Source organism: Salinicola halophilus (assembly GCF_003206155.1).
Taxonomy (GTDB): domain Bacteria; phylum Pseudomonadota; class Gammaproteobacteria; order Pseudomonadales; family Halomonadaceae; genus Salinicola; species Salinicola halophilus.
Window position 1 is genome coordinate 1,000,826 of sequence record NZ_PZJV01000001.1, and the last position, 22,301, is coordinate 1,023,126.

Sequence of the window (22,301 nt, forward strand, 5' to 3'; positions counted from 1 at the left end):
AAAATGCACATCGGCATCCTCTCCCGCAATCGCAATCTGTACTCGACTCGACGGCTGATCGAAGCGGTCGAGCAGCGCGGCCACACCGTGCGTGTCATCGACACGCTGCGCTGCTACATGAGCATCGCTTCCCACCGCCCCTCCATCCACTACAAGGGTCAAGAGCTCGAGAAGCTCGACGCCGTCATTCCTCGCATCGGCGCCTCGGTCACCTTCTACGGCTGCGCCGTGCTGCGTCAGTTCGAGATGATGAACACCTACGTGCTCAACGACTCGGTTGCCATCACCCGCTCTCGCGACAAGCTGCGCTCGCTGCAGCTGCTCTCGCGTAAAGGCCTGGGGCTGCCGGTGACCGGCTTCGCCCATTCGCCGGACGATATTCCCGATCTGATCAAGATGGCCAAGGGCGCGCCGCTGGTGATCAAGCTCCTCGAGGGCACTCAGGGGATCGGCGTCGTGCTCGCGGAGACCCAGCAGGCGGCAGAGTCGGTGATTCAGGCCTTCATGGGCATGAAAGCCAACATCATGGTCCAGGAGTACATCAAGGAAGCGAAAGGTGCCGACATCCGCTGCTTCGTCATTGGCGACAAGGTCGTGGCGGCCATGAAGCGTCAGGCAGCGGAGGGAGAGTTCCGCTCCAATCTGCACCGGGGTGGCACTGCCAGCGTGATCCGTATCACCCCCGAGGAGCGCTCTACCGCGGTGCGCGCTGCCAAGGCGATGGGCCTGGTCGTCGCCGGTGTCGACCTGCTGCGCTCGAATCATGGGCCGGTCATCATGGAGGTCAACTCTTCGCCGGGGCTACAAGGGATCGAGTCGTCAACCGGCAAGGATATCGCTGGCCAGATCGTCGAGCATCTCGAGAAGAACGCCGTCCAGCCCAACAAGGCGCCCCCCAAACCCAAGGGGTGATATCCAGGCGCTGGCAAATAGCCGGGAAACCTAATTTTTTGTACTGCCAGGGGTAGTAAAACAGTGTTTCCAGCCGCACAATTCATGTCGCCTCAGGAGGTGGCTGCGCATGTTTCTCGACAATCGCCAAGTGGCGATGGACAGCGTACTGGAAGCGCTGGCAGACAGCCTGGATTACTTCCAGGACAATCTCGATCGCCTGCGACCGGCGCTACGTAATGCACTGAAGCCGCATTATGAAGAGCGCGGCGTCGCGATGCGCGAGCTCCAGGAGCTGGTGCGTCAACATCTGGACATGCTGCCACGCGACGCCGACGTCGAGCGCGACGATTACCTCTGGTTATGGAGTCGTATCAAGAGCTTCGTGGGCAATGACAGCGCCGTACTGCTGGGCGAACTGCTCGAGCAGGAGCGCGTGCTCATGCAGGCGCTGGGGACAGCGTTCACGCATCCCCTGCCTGACGCGTTGGAACCGGCACTCGAGCGTTGCTGGAAAAACTGCCGCGCCCTGATCCGCGAAATCAACAAGGCTCAGCAGCGTCAGCGCTGAGCACACTACCCCTCACCCTTATCACATAGAGACCAGCACTTCGGATCGGCTCTACCTATCGAGCAATCCGTGCGCAGCCTCATACCCCCTGCGTCAAGGGGCGAGACGGATGGGCTCATGCGGGCCGAGAAAATACGGTTCCCGTCCCCACAGGTAGAGATCGCCGAACGTCGCTGCCCTCGCCAACCACTCCCGCGCCTTCAGGCGCCATTCACCGTCGACGCCATCGTCGGGTACCGCGCAGCCGGTCGCTTCGACCCCCAGGGAATCTGCAATGAACAGGGCCCGCGGTAAATGCCACGCCTGCGAGATCAGCGCCAGTCGCCGGGCGCCGAAAACCTCGCGAGCACGCACGACGCTGTCGAAAGTGCTGAAACCGGCATAGTCGAGCGTCATATGGGCATCGTCGACGTTGCGGTGGCGCAGCGAGCGCCACATGCTGATCGGCTCGTTGTAGTAGCGCGTTCGATTGTCACCCGAGAGCAGCAGGTGCTGGATCCGGTCGAGGCGAAGCAGCTCGGCAGCGGTTTCTATCCGGCCTCGGTAGTAGGGGTTCGACCCGCCCTGGCGTAACCACTGCGCCGTGCCGAAGACCAGGCCGACCGGCTGCGCACGGCACAGCGGCACCTCGTACTCGATTCGGCTCTGCGTCTGCTGCAGGATCCACAGATTGATGCCGACGACCGCGAGAGCCGCGCTAGCGGTAATGCCCAAGCCGGCCACGGCAAGCCATGTCAGCAACCGGCGCATGAAGCCATGGTCCTACGGACGACGCGAGGCGACCTCTTGGGGTCGCCTCGCGGGGGAAGAATCCGATGGGGTTCACTACTCAACATGTCGTGATCGCTGTCTCAATCCTTCAATGCCGGTTCGACATCGACCGATCCGGACTGCTCGATGCCGCGACATCTCACCTTGCAGCTCGGTCCTGAACCGATCGGCGCCTGGCACGCGACGAAGCCGCCAACGATCGCCTCGACCGGCCTTAGCCCGCCGTTTTTTAGAACATTCCGAGTTCCAGGCGCGCCTCTTCGGTCATCATCTCACGGCTCCAAGGCGGATCGAAAACGATTTCCACGTGAACCTTGGCGAACTGCGGCGCACCGAGAATCTTGCGCCGGGCGTCTTCGGCGATGACGTCACCCATGCCGCAACCGGGGGCGGTCAGCGTCATGCGAATGACCACCATCCGCTCACCGGTGAGCAAGCGATCGATCCGACAGCCGTAGACGAGGCCGAGATCGACGATGTTCACCGGAATCTCCGGATCGAAACAGGTCTTGAGCTGCTCCCAGACGAACGCTTCCATCTCGGCTTCCGTCGCGTTCGGGTCGAGCGTCGGGCGCACGAGTGCCTCCAGCCCCAGCGCGTCGAAATCGTGACCCTCGATCAGGTAGAGTCGCCCTTCGTAGCCGACGCTGACCGAACTGCCTTTCGCCTGCATGATCGAAACGACGCTGTCCTCGTCGAGCGTGATCGTCTTGCCGAAGGGGATGGAAATGACGTCGACGTCGCGCTGCAGCGGCATCTCCTGACCCTTGTAGATCCCCTTTGCCGACAGATCCTGTGCGGAGTCCATGTCTCTCTCCCGTCAGCGCAGCATGCCGAGAACGCGCTCCAGCGCGTCGGCGAATGCATCGACCTCTTCCGGCGTGTTGTACACGGCAAAAGAAGCGCGGCATGTCGCATCCAATCCGAAATGACTCAGCACCGGCTGAGCGCAGTGGTGTCCCGTGCGAATCGCCACGCCGAGCTGATCGATGAGTAGCCCGATATCCTGAGCGTGCGCACCGTCGACGACGAACGAGATCACGCCCGCCTTCTCCGGTGCCGTACCGATGATACGCAGCCCATCGATGCGCTCGAGCCGCTCGGTCGCATGGCCCAGCAGCCATTGCTCCCAGGCAGCGAGACGCTCGATTCCCAGCGCGTTGACCCAGTCGAGCGCCGCACCGAGGCCGATCGCTTCGGCAACGGGCGGCGTGCCGGCCTCGAACCGGTGCGGGATACCCGCAAACTCGGTGCCCCGATCGAAGGAGACGCGCGAAATCATCTCACCGCCCCCCTGCCACGGCGGCATGGACTCAAGTATCGCCGCCTTGGCGTAGAGCGCACCGATACCCAGCGGACCGTAGACCTTGTGCCCGGAGAAGACGTAGAAGTCGGCGTCCAGCGCCTGCACGTCGACCGCCTGATGCGGTACCGCCTGAGCGCCATCGATCAGCACCTTCGCATCAGCGGCATGGGCCTCACGAATGATCTCGGCAACGGGATTGACCGTGCCCAGCGCGTTGGAGACGTGATTGACGCAGACCAGCCGCGTGCGCTCGTTGAGCATCCCACGATAGGTCTCGAAATCGAGTACGCCACGCTCGTCCACCGGAATCACGCGAACCACGATGCCCAGTGCGCTCTCGAGGAGCTGCCAGGGCACGATGTTCGAGTGATGCTCCATCAGCGACACGATCACTTCGTCGCCAGCGCGAAGGTTCGCTCGCCCCCAGCTGTTGGCCACCAGATTGATCGCCTCGGTGGTCCCCCGGGTCAGCACGATTTCGCGTGACGATGCTGCATTGAGATGGGCCTGAATCTTCGCTCTGGCGCCCTCGTAGGCCGCCGTCGCCTCGTCGGCGAGCGTGTGCAAACCGCGATGGATGTTGGCGTTGTAGCGCCGATAGTAGTCACCGAGACTCTCGATGACCGCTGTCGGCGTCTGGCTCGTCGCCGCGTTGTCCAGATAGATCAGCGGTTTGCCATGAACTTCCCGATCCAGAATCGGGAAATCCGCGCGAACGGCCGCGACATCGAGCGTGAGATCGGTCAGCGCCGTCATTTCAGACCTCCTGAACCGCCTCGGCGGTCTCCACCAGATCGGCCAGGTTGAAGCGCTCCGGTAGACGACCGGCAACCGCCCGCTCGACCCGTTCGGCGATGACGTGCAGCTTGACCTGCTCCATGACCTCGCCGGCAAATGCGAGCGTCAGCAGCGCGCGGGCCATGGCTTCGTCGATGCCGCGAGTACGCAGGCCGTAGACCGCTTCCTCGTCGAGCTGCCCCGTGGTCGCGCCGTGAGAGCACTTGACGTCGTCGGCGTAGATGACGAGTTCCGGCTTGGTGTCGATCTCGGCACGATCCGACAGCAGCAGGTTGGCGTTGTTCTGGTACGCCTCGATCTGCTGGGCGTCGCGCTTGACGTAGACCTTCCCGTTGAACACGCCGTGAGCGCGATCGTCGAGAATCCCTTTGTAGTTCTCGTTGGAGAAGGTACGCGGTGCGTTGTGGTTGACCAGCGTGTGGTTGTCCACGTGCTGGCGTCCCTGGACGAAGAACAAGCCGTTGTAGGTCGTCTCGGCGCCCTCGGCGTTCAGGTCCGCGACCAGGTCGTTGCGCACCAGCGCGCCGCCCAAGTTCAGGTTGAACGAATTGAAGCGGCTGTCCCGCGTCTGATCGACGTGAATGCTGGCGACGTGCAGGTCGTTCAGCGAGGCTTCCTGCAGCTTGTAGTGATCGATGATCGCGCCGCGATCGAGCAAGACCTCAGTCACCACATTGGTGAAGTTGGCGGCTTCCGCCTCACCGTAATAGTGTTCGATGACCGTCGCTTCGCTGTTGGCGCCGGCCATGATCAGCATCCGCGGGTGACTCATCACCGGCACGTCGTTGGCACGCGAAAGCATGACCACGTAGATCGGTTTCTCCACCGCGGTGCCGGGTGCCAGCCGAATGACCGCGCCCTCGTCGGCGAAAGCGGTGCTCAGCGCCGTGAACGGGGAGAAGTCGACACCGGCCAGGCGACCGAGCGCGCCACCGATCGCCTCGGCATCCTGGTCGATCGCCCGTGAGAGCGGCTCGACGCTCGCCCCGTTTGGCAGGGAATCGAGCTCGGAGAGTTCGGCGCTGAAGCGGCCATCGACGAACACCAGACGATGGGCATCGTCGAGCGCCAGACGCTGCTCGTCGAATCGTGCGCGATCGTAGTCGGCGTGGATGGCGAGACCGAAGTCGCCCTCGGCAATTCGCCGCACGTCGGTGTATTTCCACTCCTCGTCGCGGCGCGTGGGAAACCCGACCGCTTCGAAGCGTGCCGCGCCCGCCTGACGCCGCGCCGCGATCCAGCTCGGCTCGTCGCTGCTACGCGCGGGAAGACGCTCGAGAAAGCGTTGCGGTGCACTCATGCAGCGGACTCCTCCACGACCCAGTCGTAGCCGCGGGATTCGAGTTCCAGCGCCAGGCTCTTGTCGCCACTCTTGGCGATACGCCCATCGACCAGTACGTGAACGCGGTCCGGCTCGATGTGGTTGAGCAGGCGCTGGTAGTGCGTAACCAGCAGAATCGCACGGTCGGCATTGCGCAGGGAGTTGACGCCCTGTGCCACGACCTTCATCGCATCGATGTCGAGCCCGGAGTCGATCTCGTCGAGCATCGCAAGCTTTGGCTGAAGCACCAGCATCTGCAGGATCTCGTTGCGCTTCTTCTCACCGCCCGAGAAACCTTCGTTGACGGCGCGCTGCAGAAAGCTCGGGTCCATCTTCATCTCGGCGCTCTTCTCGCGCACGAGCTTCATGAATTCCGGTGCCGGAATTTCACCCTCGCCACGGGCCGCACGCGCCGCGTTGAGAGCCGCCTTGAGCAGGTAGATGTTCTTGACGCCCGGAATTTCGATCGGGTACTGAAAGCCGAGCAGAAGACCGGCGCGGGCGCGCTCCTCGATCTCCATCTCGAGCACGTCCTGCCCTTCGAACAGGATCGAGCCTTCGGTGACTTCGTAACCGTCCTTGCCGGCGATGACCGCAGACAGCGTCGACTTGCCGGCACCGTTGGGCCCCATGATGGCGTGCACTTCGCCGGCGTTGACGGTCAGATCGAGGCCCTTGAGGATCGGCTTGCCCTCGACCGTGACGTGGAGATTCTTGACTTCGAGCATGTGAAACCCTTCAGACGAACTTGAAACCAGAGGGAGGCGCCTAGGGGCGCTCCCGACAGTGAGACTGAGACTTCGACGGCGGCGTCAGCCCACCGAACCTTCCAGCGTGACGTTGAGCAGCGCTTCGGCCTCGACGGCGAACTCCATCGGCAGCTCCTGGAAGACGTCCTTGCAGAAGCCGTTGACGATCATGCTGACGGCATCCTCTTCGTCGATACCCCGGGCGCGACAGTAAAAGAGCTGGTCGTCGGCGATCTTAGAGGTCGTCGCTTCGTGCTCGACGGTCGCCGTGGAGTTGCCGATCTCCTGGTACGGGAAGGTATGTGCCCCGCACTGATCGCCAATCAGCAGCGAGTCGCACTGGGTGTAGTTGCGCGCCCCCTTGGCTCGGGAGCCTATCTTGACCATGCCGCGATACGCTTGATCGCTGCGGCCCGCGGCGATCCCCTTGGAGATGATCGTCGAGCGCGTGTTCTCGCCGAGGTGGATCATCTTGGTGCCGGTATCGGCCTGCTGACGTCCGTTGGTGACCGCGACCGAGTAGAACTCGCCGACGCTCTCCTTGCCGCGCAGCATGCAGGAGGGATACTTCCAGGTGATCGCCGAGCCGGTCTCGACCTGGGTCCAGCTGATACGCGACCGGTCACCGCGGCAGTCACCACGCTTGGTCACGAAGTTGTAGATGCCGCCCTTGCCGTCTTCGTCGCCCGGGTACCAGTTCTGCACCGTCGAGTACTTGATGTAGGCGTCTTCCAGCGCGACCAGCTCGACTACGGCGGCGTGCAGCTGGTTCTCGTCGCGCTGCGGGGCGGTGCAGCCTTCGAGGTAGGACACCTGAGCCCGCTTGTCGCAGATGATCAGCGTGCGCTCGAACTGCCCGGTATTCGCCGCGTTGATACGGAAGTAGGTGGAGAGCTCCATCGGGCACGTCACACCTTCCGGCACGTAGACGAACGAGCCATCGGTAAACACGGCCGAATTGAGCGCGGCGAAGTAGTTGTCCGACTGCGGCACCACCGTGCCCAGATACTGCTGGACCAGCTCCGGGTAGTCGCGGATCGCTTCGGAGATCGAGCAGAAGATAACGCCCGCCTCGCCCAGTTTCTCCTTGAACGTCGTGGTCACCGACACGGAGTCGAAGACGGCGTCGACCGCCACCCCTGCCAGCGCGGCGCGCTCGTGCAGCGGAATGCCGAGCTTCTCGTAGGTTTCGAGCAGCTTGGGATCGACCTCGTCGAGACTCTGCGGACGGTCCTCGGGCTTCTTGGGCGCGCTGAAGTACGAGATCGCCTGATAGTCGATCGGCGGATAGTCGAGATGCGCCCAGGAGGGTGTCGTCATCTCGAGCCAGCGACGATAGGCTTCGAGACGCCAGTCGAGCATCCACTGTGGCTCGCCTTTCTTCTGCGAGATGAAGGCGATGACGCTCTCGTCCAGGCCCGGCGGCAAGGTATCGCTTTCGATGTCGGTCACGAACCCCTGCTTGTATTCGCGACGAACCAACTGCTCCATTTCTTCGCTAGCCATGGTCTCCTCTCCTCTCGTGTCGAGAGTCTTATCGTGGCGGCTCCTGCCTATCGCTCGCAGCGCACCGCCTTATGCCGATGGGTGGCGCCTCTCGTTCGAGGTCCCCAACCCTGTAGTTTGACTCAGCCGTCTCGTACGTCGGACAGCGTCACGCTCTGAATGGGCAGATGCACCGGCAGCTTGATCGGCGAGGTCTGCGCCAGATGCGCAAGCGTCACCCCGTCGAGCAGTGTGCGAATCGCCATTGATACCCGCTGCCAGTTGTCGGCCACGCCACAGACATCCATCAAATCGCATTCGCCATCGGCATGACTGCATTCGGTCATGCCGATGGGCCCTTCGATCGCGACGATGATGTCACTGGCCGATATGTCCTCTGGCGTACGGGCGAGTGCATAGCCGCCATGAGAACCCCGGCGCGAGACGACCAACCCGGCTTTCGCCAGCATCTTCAACGTCTTGCCCACCGTGGGATAGGGCAGATTGGCGCGTTCCGAGAGTTCCGAGGCGGTGTGTGCCCGCCGAGGATCCCGGGCGATCTGCGCCATGATCACGGCCGCGTAGTCGGTCAGCTTCGACAGTTTCAACATGCCTCGCTGCCTCGGTCGTTAAGTATCATTGATATAGGACTATTTTAGTCCTGTTTGACGATACGTGTGAACCCTATTTGGGAAAGCAGGCCAATTGAGGTGAGGTATCTTTCGAGGCGAGCCCACCCCGCCCGTCATCGGCAGGGTAGGAACTCGTGCAGACCGGCGGCCGACGCGTGTCGCCGAGCCGCAAGCGAGGCTCAGCGGCGCTCAGTCGAAGGGGTTGCGCAGAACGATCGTTTCGTTGCGATCCGGTCCGGTCGAAATGATGTCGATCGGTGTACCCACTTCCTTTTCCAAGAAGGCGATGTAGGCACGCGCGTTGGCCGGAAGACCGTCGACGTTTTTGACGCCAATCGTCGACTCGTTCCAGCCCGCCAGCTCGTGGTAGACCGGCTCGATCGCCTCGTAGCCTTCCGAGTCGATCGGGTTGTCCAATACTTCGCCGTCCTTGCTGCGATAGCCCACGCAGACCCGGATGTTTTCGAGCCCGTCGAGCACGTCGAGCTTGGTCAGACAGATGCCCGAGACCGAGTTGATCTGCACGGCGTGGCGAAGGGCAACGGCGTCGAACCAGCCGCAGCGACGTGCGCGCCCGGTGGTCGCGCCGAACTCGTGGCCCTTCTCCGCCAGATGACGACCGAACTCGTCGAAGAGCTCCGTCGGAAACGGACCGGAGCCCACACGGGTGGTGTAGGCCTTGGTGATCCCCAGCACGTAGTCGAGATAGAGCGGCCCCACGCCGGAGCCGGTCGCCGTGCCGCCGGCCGTGGTGTTGGAGCTGGTGACATACGGATAGGTACCATGATCGATATCGAGCAACGAGCCCTGGGCGCCTTCGAAGAGGATGTTCTCCCCCGCCTTGCGGAAGTCGTGCACCAGCGAGACCGTGTCGCAGACCATCGGCCGCAGCTCTTCGGCGAAGATCATCGCCTGTTCGAGCACTTCCTGGAAATCGACGGCCGGCTCACCGTGATACCGCGTCAGCACGAAGTTGTGATAGTCCAGCACTTCGCCCAGCTTGGAGGCGAAGCGTTCGCGATGCAGGATATCGCCGAGACGCAGGCCGCGACGTGCCACCTTGTCTTCATAGGCCGGTCCGATGCCGCGTCCGGTGGTGCCGATCTTGGCGATACCGCGCGCCTTCTCGCGTGCCTGGTCCAGTCGCACGTGGTAGGGCAGGATCAGCGGACAGGCGGGTGACAGACGAAGCCGCTCACGCACCGGGACGCCTTTCGCCTCCAGCGTCTTGATCTCGTCGATCAGCGCTTCCGGCGAGAGTACGACCCCGTTACCGATGACGCAGATCTTGTCGTCGCGCAGCACGCCGGAGGGGATCAGGTGAAGGACGGTCTTCTCGCCGTCGATGACCAGTGTATGGCCGGCGTTATGCCCGCCCTGGAAACGAACCACGGCGCTGGCGGACTCGGTCAGCAGGTCGACGACCTTACCCTTGCCTTCATCGCCCCACTGGGTTCCCAATACGACTACGTTCTTACCCATTGCTCTCGTCTCTCGGTCAGCTCGTCGCGATCATCCGATCGCGAACAGTACGCTCTCTCGACGTCGGCTCGTACCCGTCGTCGACTCAGTTCAGCGGCTCGATTCGCCAGGCGCCATCCTTGAAGGCCAATTGGCGATCGCAACGGTGCGTTTCCGGGCCGGTCTGCTGGTCCGGAAGCGCTTGAATGACACGCTCTCCCTGAGCGCGCAGCGCGGCAATGACCTCATCGAGCGCCGCGTGGGTCGACACCGGCGCCCAGACTCCCTCGATGCCGGGTTCGCGCGTTGCCAGGGTCGCGAGTGGCTTGAGGTCCATCGAGAACCCCGTCGCCGGGCGAGGACGCCCGAAATCTCGCCCGGTATCGTCGTATCGTCCGCCTTTCGCGAGCGCCTGGCCGTAACCCGGCACGTAGGCGGCGAAGACCATGCCGGTGTGGTACTGATAGCCGCGAAGCTCTGCCAGATCGAAGTAGACCGACACGTCCGGATGGGCATCACTTACCGCCCGGTGCAGCCGCACGAGCTGATCGAGCGACGCCTGAACCGCGTCGGGCGCCGCGGCCAACGACGTCTGCGCCTGATCCAGCACCTCGGCCCCGCCGTGCAGTCGCGGCAGTTCACAGAGCATACGGGCGAGGTGACTATCGTCGACGTGCTCGGCGACGAGCTTGTCGATGGCGTTGAACGCCTTGCGCTCGATCGCTTCGAAAAGCGAACGCTCGGCATCGGCCGGCCAGTTCGCGGCGCGAATCAGCTCGCGATAGATCGTGATGTGGCTTAGCGCCAGATGGATGTGAGTCGCGCCCGCCGCCTCGAGACTCGATAGCGCAAGCTTCAGCACTTCGATATCCGCCTCGAGACCGGCATGCCCGAAGAGTTCCACGCCCACCTGGGTCGGGCTACGTCCGCCCTGATGCTTGTCGGCCTGGGCACGCAGCACGGTCGTGCAGTAACACAGGCGCACCGGACCTTCGCGCTTGAGCGAGTGAGCGTCCATTCGCGCCACCTGCGGCGTGACATCGGCACTCGCGCCCATCATCCGCCCTGTGAGCTGATCGGTCAGCTTGAAGGTCTGCAGGTCAAGATCGGTACCGGTACCGGTCAGCAGCGAGTCGAGAAATTCGACGGCCGGCGGCATCACCAGGTCGTAGCCCCAGCGGTCGTAGAGATCGAGCAGCGTCCGGCGCAGCTCTTCCATGCGGGTCGCCTGGGGCGGCAGGACTTCATCCATGCCGTCGGGGAGCAACCAGCGGTCAGCGATCGTCATGAGCCTGTCCTGCCAAGCGGTATTACTGTCGGGGTGAGGAAATCACAAGCGTTTCGGGTCGCCTCGGCACCCGGCGCTCCCCCCAGGGGGACACATCACACTTGCGTTTTGCACAAAAAAGCCGGGCTTCACCCGGCGTCGAAAATGGTACCACGAAATGCCCGCGGGAGAATCCCGCGGGCATTCGCTGTGCGATCACTCAGCGGCCGTCGTTTCCGGCGTCGGCGTGTCGAGGTAGCGGAAGAAGTCGCTGTTTTCCGGACTCAACACCAGTAGATCCTGCCCCTCGCCGCTGAAGCTCTCGCGATAGGCGCGCATGGAGCGATAGAAGGCGAAGAAATCCGGATCCTGCTGATAGGCGCCAGCGTAGATCCGCGCGGCCTGGGCATCGCCCTCGCCTCGCGTGGTCTCCGCCTCCTGACGTCCGCTCGCGAGGACTTCCTGGCGCTGGCGGTCGGCATCGGCACGGATCGCTTCGGCCTGCTGCGAGCCCTCGGCACGATAGGTGCGCGCTGCCTGCTCACGCTCGGAGTTCATGCGCTCGTAGACCGCCTGCGTGACCTCGGTCGGCAGCTCGATGCGCTTCACCCGAATATCGAGAATGTGCACGCCAAGTTCGTCGCGCATGGCGGCGTCGAGCTGCTCGACCGGCTCGACCATCAGCTCTTCGCGTGCGCCCTCGACGGTATCCGGCCCTTTGTCCTCGCCGACCAGCCCGGCACGATCACTTTCGGCCGCGATACGCTCTTGGATGATGTCGGACATCTGCGTCTGGCCGAACTTGTTACGCAGCGCTTCGTCGGTTCGTGGCGCGATCAGGTTTTCAGCCACCTGAATGTTGCCTCGAGTCGCCTCGTAGAACTGCTGCGGATTGGCGATCCGCCACTTGACGAAGGAGTCGACGATAACCGCCTTCGAGTCCGCCGTGATATAGCGAGTGGCGCTGGAATCGACGGTCTGCACCCGGGTATCGAAGATACGAACGGTGTTGAACACCGGCAGCTTGAAATGCAGCCCCGGGCCGATCTCGTTCTCGATCACTTCGCCAAAGCGCAGCTTGATGGCCCGCTGCGTCTCGTTGACGATATAGAAGCTGGCGCTGGCGAACCAAGCCAGCAGCGCCAGAATGATCACGCCGATCAGCGCACGATTGTTAAACATTAGCGCCCCTCCCGCAGGCTGGAACCACTCGTCTGCTGACGCGAGCTACTACCACTGCTGTTCATGTGATCGACTACCTGCCGTGAGATCTGCTGAAGCTGCTCCAGATTCATCGACGACGCGTTATTGCCGCCGCGTGACGTTCCATCGCTCTGCATCTGATTGAGCGGCAGTACGGTCACGGCTTCACTGTCGCCGAGATCGACGAGCGCCTTCGGCGTGTTCGACAGTACCTCGCTGACGGTCTCGAGATAGAGCCGCTGACGTGTGACTTCCGGAGCCTGCTGATATTCACCCAGCAGCGAGTTGAAGCGATTCGTCTGACCCGTGGCATCGGCAACTATCGCAGCCTTGTAACCCTGCGCTTCCTCGAGGAGACGCTGCTTTTGACCCTGCGCTTCGAGCACTACGGCCTGGCTATACGCGTTGGCCTGGTTGATCGAGCGCTGACGCTCTTCGCGGGCGCGGATGACGTCGTCGAAGGCATCCTGCACGCGATCCGGCGGCGAGGTCGACTCGACGTTGACCGTCTGCAGGCGCAGCCCGGTGCCGTAGGCCTCCATGTAGGCGCTGAGCCGTTCGAAAACGCGCTGCCCCAGACGATCGCGCCCGGTCGTGAGGATTTCCTGGAGCGGCATGTTGCCGACTTCCTGGCGCAGCGCCGAATCCATCGCATTCTGCAGCGTCATTTCCGGCTGATTGACGTTGACCAGAAACGCATGGGCGTCGCTGACCACGTACTGCGCGGAGACGCTCACGCGAACGATGTTTTCATCGCTGGTCAGCATCGAGTCCGACTGGTTAGCGGACCGAATGCTGGTGACGTTGACGTTCTCTACCTGATCGACGATCGGTGGATTCCAGTGAAGTCCGGGATTCAACGTCTGAGTGTACTTACCGAAGCGGAAGACGACCCCGCGCTCGGACTGATCGATGAGGTGAAAACCGGATGCCGCCCAGATTACCGCAGCGACCACCAGCACGACGACCGGCAGGATAAAGGGATTGCGCTTACCCCCGCCGCCGCCGGGCTCGCCGCCGTCACCGCCACTGCTACGCTTGCCGCGGCCACCGAGCAATCGCTGGATCTTGTCCTGGAACTTCTTCAAGGCTTCATCGAGATCCGGCGGACCTTGATTGCCATTGTTACCATTGTTACCACCATTACCGCTCGGACGACGGCCCCCACCGCCTCCCCAAGGGTCCTGCTGGTTGTTGCCCCCACCAGGCTCGTTCCAAGCCATACCTAAGTCTCCACTGATGCAGTCAAAGCCGTTGCGTCAGGCATGGGGAGCAGTAGCCGCCGGGGCGCACCCTGGCGAACGACGGATTGGCTCGAACTGATGTCGAATCGTTACCGCCCTGCGTGTCGGACCCTTGGGCCGCGATACTCCCCTGCGCGTTATTCCTCGCTTCAGACGCGTTCCCAGTCCGCGACCGTCGGCTTTTCCGAAGCGGGCAAGTAATCGTTGGCGCTTTCACCCAAGCGAGCCATCATCTGCATAAACTCCCGTCGGGGCAAGCGAATGTCCAGAATCGTCCGCCCTCCCTCGTCGAACGACTCTTCCTGCACCGCGTCGAGCTCGTGAAGCGCAGCGCGCAGCCGCCCCTGCTCCGGCGTCAGCGTCAGCTGCATGTCGAGAATGTCCTCTGCCAGCCATTCGCCGATTGCCTGATGTAAAAGCTCGAGACCGCGCCCGTCGCGCGCGGAGAGCCACACCACTTGGGGCAGTCCCTGACCGTCGCGCTCGATGCGTGGCGACGAGTCCATCAGATCGATCTTGTTCATGACCAGCAGACGCGGCACGTCGTCGGCATCGATTTCGGAGAGGACTCGGTCGACCTGCGCCACGTTGAGTTCGCGGTCCGGATCGGCCGCGTCGATGATGTGAACGAGCAGACTCGCTTCCGTCGCCTCCTGTAGCGTCGCCTGGAAGGCTTCCACGAGTTTGTGCGGCAGATGCCGAATGAAACCGACGGTATCGGCGAGCACCACCTGACCGACATCGGGCACGCTCAGACGTCTCAGCGTGGGATCGAGCGTGGCGAAGAGCTGATCGGCGGCATAAACCTCGGCGGCCGTGATCGCGTTGAACAGCGTCGATTTACCGGCGTTGGTATAGCCGACGAGCGACACGCTGGGCACCTCGGCGCGGGCTCGCGCACGCCGGTTCTGATCGCGCTGCTTGCGGACCTTCTCCAGACGTTTGTGAATCGCCTTGATGCGGGCGCGCAGCAGGCGACGGTCGGTCTCCAGCTGAGTCTCGCCCGGACCGCGCAGACCGATACCGCCCTTCTGGCGCTCGAGGTGAGTCCAGCCGCGAATCAGTCGTGTCGAGACGTATTCGAGCTGAGCGAGCTCGACCTGCAGCTTGCCTTCGTGAGTTCGCGCACGCTGCGCGAAGATATCCAGAATCAGGCCCGTACGATCGAGCACCCGGCATTTCAGCGAACGTTCGACGTTACGCTCCTGCGAGGGCGTCAGGGCATGATTGAAAATGACGAGTTCGGCACCGTGGGTCTCGAGCGCGGCTTTCACCTCGTCGAGCTTGCCACTGCCAATGAAGGAGCGAGGATCGGGACGGCGACGACTCCCCTGAATCAGAGTCGCCGGCACCGCACCGGCGGACCGCACCAACTCCAGCAGTTCGCCGGAGTCTTCGCGGTCCTGCTCGTCCTGAAAGTCCACATGGACCAGAATCGCCGTTTCACCGGCGTCGGGACGTTCGAAAAACAATCACTACCTCTCGATCAGGATTCGAGTCCGGGCGCCGCGCTGGGATCCTGCGGCGGCAGACGAACGTTGCGAGATGGCACGACCGTTGAAATGGCGTGCTTGTAAACCATTTGACTGACGGTATTGCGCAGCAGAATGACGAACTGGTCGAAGGATTCGATTTGACCCTGCAGCTTGATGCCGTTTACGAGAAAAATGGAAACCGGGATGCGCTCCTTGCGCAGAATGTTCAGGTACGGGTCCTGAAGGGACTGTCCTTTGGACATGTGGCTCTCCCTAACGATGTTATGAATAGTGCTGTTTTAGTTGGGCGACGTTGCGCGTCGACTCGGCATCCTGTCGCGATGGCATTCATCGCCTGCAGTCGTCGTGACGAAGCCCACCATTTTACGCTAACTCCCGACTTCGCGCACGATTTTCGCCACATGCTCACCGGCTTCGGCGGCGCTGCTATCGACCCAGTGTAGCCCGGGCCAACGGCGCAACCAGGTCAATTGACGCTTGGCCAGTTGGCGGGTCGCCGCCGCGCCGCGTTCACGCAGTTCACCCATTTCGAAGGCGCCGTCGAGAGCCTCCCAGGCCTGCCGATAACCGACGCTTCGCATCGACGGTAGATCCCCATGAAGATCGCCGCGGCGCTTGAGCGCGGCCACCTCGTCCAGAAACCCAGCGTCGAGCATCGTATCGAAGCGCTCACCGATACGCTGGTGAAGCACGGCACGCTCTGAGGGCGCGAGAGCAATGGACAACAGCCGATAAGGAAAGTTTTCCCGATGCTGTTCGCGCCAGTGTTCGCTGATCGGCACGCCAGTGAGTTCGAACACCTCCAGCGCGCGAATCAGCCGCTGGCGATTGTTCGCGTGCATCGTCGCGGCAGCGACGGGATCGACCGACCGCAGTCGTGCATGGAGCGCCTCGAGGCCGTCGCGCTCTGCCTGCACCTCGAGCCGCTGGCGCAGTTCGGGCGCCGCCTGGGGGAGTGTCGCAACGCCTTCGACCAGTCGCTTGGCGTACATCATGGTGCCGCCGACGAGCAGCGGCGTCCTGCCCCTGGCGGTGATCTCCGCCATCGCCGCATGGGCATCGCGGCAGAACTCGGCGGCCGAATAGCTCTCGGCCGGATCGCGAATGTCGATCAGTCGATGCGGCGCTCGGGCGAGCTCCTCCGCGCTCGGCTTGGCAGTACCGATGTCCATGCCGCGGTAGACCATCGCCGAATCGACGCTGATCAGCTCGCAGCCGAACCGCTCGTGCAGGGCGATCGCCGTATCGGTCTTGCCCGCCGCGGTGGGACCGAGCAGGAGAATGGCGAGCGGACGCGGATCGTGAGTCATGAGGGACGGGGTCTTGTCGGGAATCGCCGCTCGGCGGCGCCAGCGGTCGGGCTGGCGCTTGCTACCGGCGACGAAGGAGTGAACGTGAGCGTGGCATCACTGCCCGCGCAGAAAGAGCTTGTCGAGCTGGGCCATGGACATCTCGGTCCAGGTCGGACGACCGTGATTGCACTGACCGCTGCGCTCGGTTCGCTCCATGTCGCGCAGCAGCGCGTTCATCTCCGGAACCGTCAACAGGCGATTGGCGCGCACGCTGCCGTGGCAGGCCATGGTGCTGAGCAGTTCGTTGATGCGAGTCTCGAACCGATCGGAACGACCGTAGCGCTCGAGATCGCTGAGCATGTCGCGAATCAGCGGTTCGATGTCTCCGTCCGCCAGCAGCGCCGGTACCTGACGCACCAGCAGCGTCTCCGGACCGGCGACGTCGAGTTCGACGCCGAGCCGCGAGAACGCCTCGCGCTCCCGCTCGGCGGTCTCCATCGCCGCCGCGCCCACGGCGATCGACACCGGTACCAGCAGCGGCTGCGCCTGCAGCGCCCCGGCGTGAATCTGGCCCTTCATGCGCTCGTAGACGATACGCTCGTGGGCGGCGTGCATGTCCACCACGACCATGCCGCGCTCGGTCTGGGAGAGAATGTAGACACCGTGGAGCTGCGCCACGGCGTAGCCGAGCGGCGGCGCCTGGGTCTCGTCCACTTCGCCGAGCGTCGTCGATGGCGACACCGGCCGCTCGGCCTGCGCTATCTCGGCCGCATCGCCCCCCGGCGCGCCCTGCGCCCGAGGCGTCAGCAGCGTGGACTCGTGATCGGGGTGCAGCGCCTGATAGCCCGCCATGAACTCGCGAACTCGCTGCGCCGGCGGGCGATCCTGAGAATAACCGCCACCCCCAGTGCCACCGCCGACACCACCCGCCTGCCCCGCCAGCGGCATCCGCTGCTGCTGCCAGCTCGGCGAGGCGGCCTCGTCGGCAGAAGGCACCGCACTCGATGTCGCCGCCGACGGCGTCTCGTTGGCGACCGGCTGTGTCTCGCCACCGGCGGCGTTGGGTCGCACTTCGGCGAGCGCCCGATGCAGGCTCGAGAAGAGAAAGTCGTGCACCAGGCGGCCGTCGCGGAAGCGCACTTCATGCTTGGTCGGATGCACGTTGACGTCGACCACGCGCGGGTCGAGCTCCAGATAGAGCACGAAGACCGGATGTCGTCCGTGGAACATCACGTCGCGGTACGCCTGGCGAATGGCGTGGGCGACGAGGCGGTCGCGGACCACCCGCCCGTTGACGAAGAAGTACTGCTGGTCCGCCTGCGCGCGCGAGTAGGTCGGCATTCCTACCCAGCCATGAAGCCGCATGCCCGAGGCTTCCATCTCCAGGTGCAGCGCCTCGGTGAGAAAGCGTTTGCCGAGCAGCGCGCCGATGCGTCGCTCTCGCCCGCCCTGATCACTGGCGACGGCGGGCAGCTGATGAACCACTTTCTGGTTGTGCTTGAGCAGCCAGGCAACGTCGAACCGCGATAGCGCCAGTCGTCGAACGGCCTCCTCGACATGCCCGAACTCGGTCTTCTCGGCGCGCAGGAACTTGCGTCGCGCCGGCGTATTGAAGAAGAGATCGCGCACCAGCACCGAGGTCCCACGGGGGTGCGGCGCCGGCGTCACCCGCGGCTCCATCTGGCGTCCTTCGGCGACCACGCGCCAGCCCCCGGTCGGGTCGTCGTCGGCGTTGGAGATGAGTTCGAGTCGAGACACCGCACTGATCGAGGCCAGCGCCTCGCCGCGAAAGCCGAGGCTCGCCACGTCCTCGAGATCCTCGAGGGAAGCGATCTTGCTCGTGGCGTGCCGCGACAGCGCCAGCGGCAAGTCGTCCTCTTCGATCCCGCTACCGTCGTCGCGCACCCGAATCAGGCGCGCGCCGCCCGCCTCCAGCTCGATCTCGATGCGCCGGCCGCCGGCATCGATGGCGTTCTCCACGATCTCCTTGACCACCGACGCCGGGCGCTCGACCACCTCGCCGGCGGCAATCTGGTTGGCCAGGCGCGGGTCGAGCACGCGGATACGCGTCGCCTCGCTCATCGATTGCCTCCCTTGCAGGTCATCGGGCGAGATGCGGTTTCGATGCCGTTCATGGCAGCGTCAGCACCTGACCCACTCGCAGAATGTCACTGTCCAGGCCGTTCGCCTGCTTGAGCGCCTGCATTGTGATGCCGTTGCGATTCGCCACGGTGGATAGCGTATCGCCGGCACGCACCCGATATTCGTTGCTGGCGCCGCCGCGCCCCTGATCCCGCTGCCATGCCAGTAGACTGGAGGGTGGCGGATGCTGACGAAAGTGCGCGACGATCCCCGCGAAGATGGCCTGGGCCAGCTGCGCCTGATGACCCGAGGAGCGCAGCTGCGCCTCCTCTTTCGGGTTGGAGATGAAGCCGGTCTCGACCAGCAGCGACGGAATGTCGGGCGACTTCAGCACCACGAAGCCGGCCTGCTCGACCCCGGACTTGTGCAGCTTGTTGATCCGACCCAGCTGGTCGAGCACCTGACCGCCGGTCGCCAGCGAATCGTTCATCGTCGCCGTCATGGTCAGATCGAGCAGCACCCCGCGCAGCACTTCATCCTTGTCATCGAGACTCAGACTGCCGTCGACGCCGCCGATCAGATCCGCCTGGTTCTCGCTGGCGGCCAGCCAGCGGGCACTTTCGGAGGTCGCCCCGCCCTGGGAGAGCGCGTAGACCGAGCTACCGTAAGGCTGACTGCTGCGCACGGCGTCCGCGTGAATGGAGACGAAGAAGTCCGCCTTCTGCTGTCGCGCGATCAGCGTGCGCTGACGCAGCCCGACGTAGTAGTCGTCGTCACGCGTCAGAATCGCCTTGAAGCCCGGCGTACCGTCGATACGATTCTTGAGCTTGCGGGCGATCTCGAGCACCACATCCTTCTCACGCGTCCCGCTCGGTCCGATCGCCCCCGGATCCTCGCCGCCGTGCCCCGCGTCCACGGCGATGATGATGTCGCGCTTGGGATGCGGCTGTGCCTCCACGGTCGCCGCCACCTGGCTGGGGGTCTCGACGTTGCCCTGGACGACCGCTTCGGTCTGGGCACGCTGCGCGGTGATCTCCTGGTCGCGAATCATCGCCTCGATGGGATCGATCGGGTCGCTCACTGCGCTTGCCCCGGGGTAGTCGAGATCGACCACCAGGCGGTCGCTGTACTGATCGTTCGGCGGCAGCGTGAAACTCTTGGGTGCCACGTTACGGTTGACGTCGAGCACGACGCGCAGCCCACCGCCTTCGCGCGTCCCGGTGCGTACCGCATCGATGGCGCTGCCCTGAAGATCGAGATCGTCGACGTTGAACGACAGGTCGCTGCTATCGACGTCGATCACCACGCGATCGGGGTCGTTGAGGGTGAAGACATTGGCGCTCGCCGGCGACGACATGTCGAAGACCAGACGCACGTGGTCCGGTGCCGCCCACAGGCGGATATTGTGGATGTCGGCCGCGCTTGCCTGGCCGGCGATCCCGAGAGACGCCAGCGCCAATGCCCCGAACGCCCAGCGCCGTCGATGGCCGCTCGCGAGCGGCATCGAGCGCAAGGTTCTCGCCTCGAAAGGCGTCCCCAGGCAAGCGCTGGCGAGGCGTCCACTGCGGCCCACCGCGCCTAGAAGGAGACCCAAGCCGCGCATCACGCAGGCGATCGTCGCGCCTAGCCATGTCGCCATGGCGTGCCATCGGCGAGCGCTATCGCGCGCGTCGTGCCTCGCGGCCCTGAAAACAGCTGTCAACATTCATTTTCCTTGTGACTCGAGATGTCGCGAAGATCCGCCGGCACCGCCGCGAGCACCGCCTGGCCCCGGGCGGTGCACGCCGTCGCCCGCGCCGTGCGCCCGCTCTCCACGGTCGTCAAATGGATCTCCAGGTCCGGCACGGGCAGCCAGCCAGCGCCCCGGCTCGGCCACTCGATCAGACTCAGGGCCTGCTCGCCGAGCATGTCGCGGGCCCCCAGGAACTCGAGCTCCTCGGGGTCGCCCAACCGGTAGAGATCGAAATGATAGATTCGATGCTCGCCAAGCTCATAGGGCTCGACCAGCGTGTAGGTAGGACTCTTCACCGCCCCGGCATGGCCATGGGCACGCAGCACGCCGCGGGCGAGCGTGGTCTTCCCCGCGCCCAGGTCGCCGAGAAGGTGGACTCGCCCGCGTCCGTCGAGCGCGTGTCCCAGGGCTTCTCCCAGGGCAACCTGGGCGGCTTCGTCGCTAAGCGTGATCGGCATGAGGTCAGCTTTGGTAAGGGTTGGCCAGACGTCGCGCATAGGATGCCAGATCGCTCGCGAGCAGACCACGCTCTCCCCCTGCCTTGGCGGCCGCGTCGGCGGCGAGGGCATGAATCAGGACGCCGAGACGTGCCGCCTGCGATAGCGATCCGGTCTGACCCACCAGGCCAGCGATGATGCCGGTCAGGGCATCGCCCATGCCGCCGCTGGCCATGCCCGGGTTACCGAAGGGACAGAGCTCGAGAGTCTCGCCATCGAAGATCAGCGTACCCGCCCCCTTGAGCACGACCACGCCGCCGAATCGCGCCTGCAGGGCGGTAACCGCCGCGCGCCGGTCCTGCTGTATCTGGGCGGTGGAGCAACCCAATAGGCGGCCGGCCTCGCCCGGATGCGGGGTAAGCACCCAGTCATCGCGTCGCACGCCGTCGAATCCCTCCGCCAGCAGGTTGAGCCCGTCGGCATCGACCACGCAGGGTTTGCCAGCCGCCAGCGCGCTCGCGAGTGCCGCCTGCCCCCAGGCGCCGCTGCCGAGCCCGGGGCCGACGGCGATGACGTCGGCGGACGCGACGAGTCCGGCGAGATCCGCACTGCCGCGCACGCCGTGCGCCATGATTTCGGGAAAGCGAGTCAGGCTCGCGGTGACGTGAGCCGGGTCCGTGGCCAGCGTCACCTTGCCGGCGCCCAGACGGGCGACCATTTCGCTGGTCATCAGCGCCGCACCGCCCATGCCCGGACCGCCGGCGATGACCAGCGCGTGGCCGTGCGCGCCCTTGTGGCTGTTGGGCGAGCGCGTCGGCAGCGCCACGGCGATGTCGTGACGCGACTGACGCCAGGCGACGGGCAAGACATCCGAATGCGCCGCGGGTGTCACGCCGAGCGACACATAGACGATTTCGCCGACATGATCGAGGGCGGGGCCGGTATGCAGGCCCAGTTTGTCGGCGATGAAGGTCACCGTCAGCGTTGCGCGCACCGCCTCGCCGGCAACGAAACCGCTATCGACGTCGACGCCGGAAGGTACGTCGACGGCAAGAACCGGTGCGCCGTGCGTGTTGATCCGAGCGATCGCCGCGTCGAAAGGGGCGCGAGGCGCACCGTGGGTGCCCGTTCCCAGCAGCGCATCCACCAGCACGTCACCCTCGAGCGCCAGTGCCGGCGTCCAGGCCACCGGCTCGAGACCGGCCGCCTGCGCGAGCCTCGCGGCCTGGGCGGCGCCACCGTCGAGTCGCTCGACCGGCGTGACCGCGACCAGCTGGACATCGATGCCTTGCGCCGCCGCCAGCGCCGCCACCACGTAGCCGTCGCCGCCGTTGTTGCCGCCGCCGCACAGCACGCAGAGTCGCGGGGTTTGCGGCCAGCGCGCGCGAAGCGTGTCGAAGGCGGCTTCGCCGGCGCGACGCATCAGCGCGAAATCGTCGTTCTCGGCCGCCATCGCACGGCGATCGAGTTCGCGCACCTGGTCGGCCAGATAGAGGGGGCGCTGAGGGGATGAAGCGGACATTGAGGCTCCTTTCAAAGGGGAATCACGCGCGTCTGGCTAGG

General features: G+C 64.3%; 20 protein-coding genes. 2 read left to right on the top strand and 18 right to left on the bottom strand.

Annotated elements, in window-relative coordinates:
* Window positions 1-3: 3 nt before the first annotated feature.
* Window positions 4-912: a 30S ribosomal protein S6--L-glutamate ligase gene (rimK, locus tag DOM33_RS04475; protein ID WP_110666174.1), complete on the top strand. Its 909-nt coding sequence runs from the start codon at window positions 4-6 to the stop codon at window positions 910-912.
* A 109-nt stretch (window positions 913-1,021) separates the two neighbouring features.
* A complete protein-coding gene (locus tag DOM33_RS04480) occupies window positions 1,022-1,462 on the top strand; it encodes a ferritin family protein (RefSeq protein WP_110666175.1) in 441 nt (146 codons plus the stop codon).
* A gap of 93 nt (window positions 1,463-1,555) precedes the next feature.
* Here DOM33_RS04480 and DOM33_RS04485 read toward each other — a convergent pair whose 3' ends face one another.
* From DOM33_RS04485 to DOM33_RS04570, 18 genes are all read right to left on the bottom strand, one after another.
* Window positions 1,556-2,212 carry a SanA/YdcF family protein gene (locus DOM33_RS04485; protein ID WP_110666177.1) on the bottom strand — a complete coding sequence of 219 codons (657 nt, stop codon included), beginning with the start codon at window positions 2,210-2,212 and terminating at the stop codon, window positions 1,556-1,558.
* Between the two features lie 250 nt (window positions 2,213-2,462).
* Window positions 2,463-3,041, bottom strand: coding sequence for a putative Fe-S cluster assembly protein SufT (gene sufT / locus DOM33_RS04490; protein ID WP_110666180.1), 579 nt, complete (start codon window positions 3,039-3,041; stop codon window positions 2,463-2,465).
* A gap of 12 nt (window positions 3,042-3,053) precedes the next feature.
* Window positions 3,054-4,295, bottom strand: coding sequence for a cysteine desulfurase (locus tag DOM33_RS04495; RefSeq protein ID WP_110666182.1), 1,242 nt, complete (start codon window positions 4,293-4,295; stop codon window positions 3,054-3,056).
* Between the two features lies 1 nt (window position 4,296).
* Entirely contained in the window at window positions 4,297-5,637 is a 1,341-nt protein-coding gene (sufD, locus tag DOM33_RS04500; RefSeq protein WP_110666184.1) for a Fe-S cluster assembly protein SufD, read from the bottom strand.
* Entirely contained in the window at window positions 5,634-6,386 is a 753-nt protein-coding gene (gene sufC / locus DOM33_RS04505) for a Fe-S cluster assembly ATPase SufC (protein ID WP_110666186.1), read from the bottom strand. Before sufC ends, sufD begins: the two co-directional genes overlap by 4 nt.
* 84 nt (window positions 6,387-6,470) lie before the next feature.
* Entirely contained in the window at window positions 6,471-7,913 is a 1,443-nt protein-coding gene (sufB, locus tag DOM33_RS04510) for a Fe-S cluster assembly protein SufB (RefSeq protein WP_110666188.1), read from the bottom strand.
* A 122-nt stretch (window positions 7,914-8,035) separates the two neighbouring features.
* Window positions 8,036-8,503: an SUF system Fe-S cluster assembly regulator gene (locus DOM33_RS04515; RefSeq protein ID WP_110666190.1), complete on the bottom strand. Its 468-nt coding sequence runs from the start codon at window positions 8,501-8,503 to the stop codon at window positions 8,036-8,038.
* Window positions 8,504-8,713: 210 nt separating this feature from the next.
* Complete coding sequence (locus DOM33_RS04520) at window positions 8,714-10,006, bottom strand: adenylosuccinate synthase (protein ID WP_110666192.1); 1,293 nt, start codon at window positions 10,004-10,006, stop codon at window positions 8,714-8,716.
* A gap of 85 nt (window positions 10,007-10,091) precedes the next feature.
* Window positions 10,092-11,273 carry an ATP phosphoribosyltransferase regulatory subunit gene (locus tag DOM33_RS04525; protein ID WP_110666195.1) on the bottom strand — a complete coding sequence of 394 codons (1,182 nt, stop codon included), beginning with the start codon at window positions 11,271-11,273 and terminating at the stop codon, window positions 10,092-10,094.
* A 195-nt stretch (window positions 11,274-11,468) separates the two neighbouring features.
* A complete protein-coding gene (hflC, locus tag DOM33_RS04530; protein WP_110666197.1) occupies window positions 11,469-12,434 on the bottom strand; it encodes a protease modulator HflC in 966 nt (321 codons plus the stop codon).
* Entirely contained in the window at window positions 12,434-13,678 is a 1,245-nt protein-coding gene (hflK, locus tag DOM33_RS04535; protein WP_110666199.1) for an FtsH protease activity modulator HflK, read from the bottom strand. The genes hflC and hflK overlap by 1 nt, the downstream gene beginning before the upstream one ends.
* Before the next feature lie 170 nt (window positions 13,679-13,848).
* A complete protein-coding gene (gene hflX, locus DOM33_RS04540; protein WP_110666202.1) occupies window positions 13,849-15,171 on the bottom strand; it encodes a ribosome rescue GTPase HflX in 1,323 nt (440 codons plus the stop codon).
* 14 nt (window positions 15,172-15,185) lie between these two features.
* Entirely contained in the window at window positions 15,186-15,437 is a 252-nt protein-coding gene (hfq, locus tag DOM33_RS04545) for an RNA chaperone Hfq (protein WP_110666204.1), read from the bottom strand.
* Between the two features lie 126 nt (window positions 15,438-15,563).
* Complete coding sequence (gene miaA / locus DOM33_RS04550; RefSeq protein ID WP_110666206.1) at window positions 15,564-16,505, bottom strand: tRNA (adenosine(37)-N6)-dimethylallyltransferase MiaA; 942 nt, start codon at window positions 16,503-16,505, stop codon at window positions 15,564-15,566.
* A 96-nt stretch (window positions 16,506-16,601) separates the two neighbouring features.
* Window positions 16,602-18,569: a DNA mismatch repair endonuclease MutL gene (gene mutL / locus DOM33_RS04555; protein ID WP_110666208.1), complete on the bottom strand. Its 1,968-nt coding sequence runs from the start codon at window positions 18,567-18,569 to the stop codon at window positions 16,602-16,604.
* Window positions 18,570-18,618: 49 nt separating this feature from the next.
* On the bottom strand, window positions 18,619-20,073 hold the full coding sequence (locus DOM33_RS04560; RefSeq protein WP_110666210.1) for an N-acetylmuramoyl-L-alanine amidase: 1,455 nt from the start codon (window positions 20,071-20,073) through the stop codon (window positions 18,619-18,621).
* 194 nt (window positions 20,074-20,267) lie between these two features.
* The gene (gene tsaE, locus DOM33_RS04565; RefSeq protein WP_110666212.1) at window positions 20,268-20,759 is read right to left on the bottom strand and encodes a tRNA (adenosine(37)-N6)-threonylcarbamoyltransferase complex ATPase subunit type 1 TsaE; all 492 of its coding nucleotides are present in this window, start codon (window positions 20,757-20,759) and stop codon (window positions 20,268-20,270) included.
* Between the two features lie 4 nt (window positions 20,760-20,763).
* On the bottom strand, window positions 20,764-22,260 hold the full coding sequence (locus DOM33_RS04570; protein ID WP_110666215.1) for an NAD(P)H-hydrate dehydratase: 1,497 nt from the start codon (window positions 22,258-22,260) through the stop codon (window positions 20,764-20,766).
* Window positions 22,261-22,301: the final 41 nt, after the last annotated feature.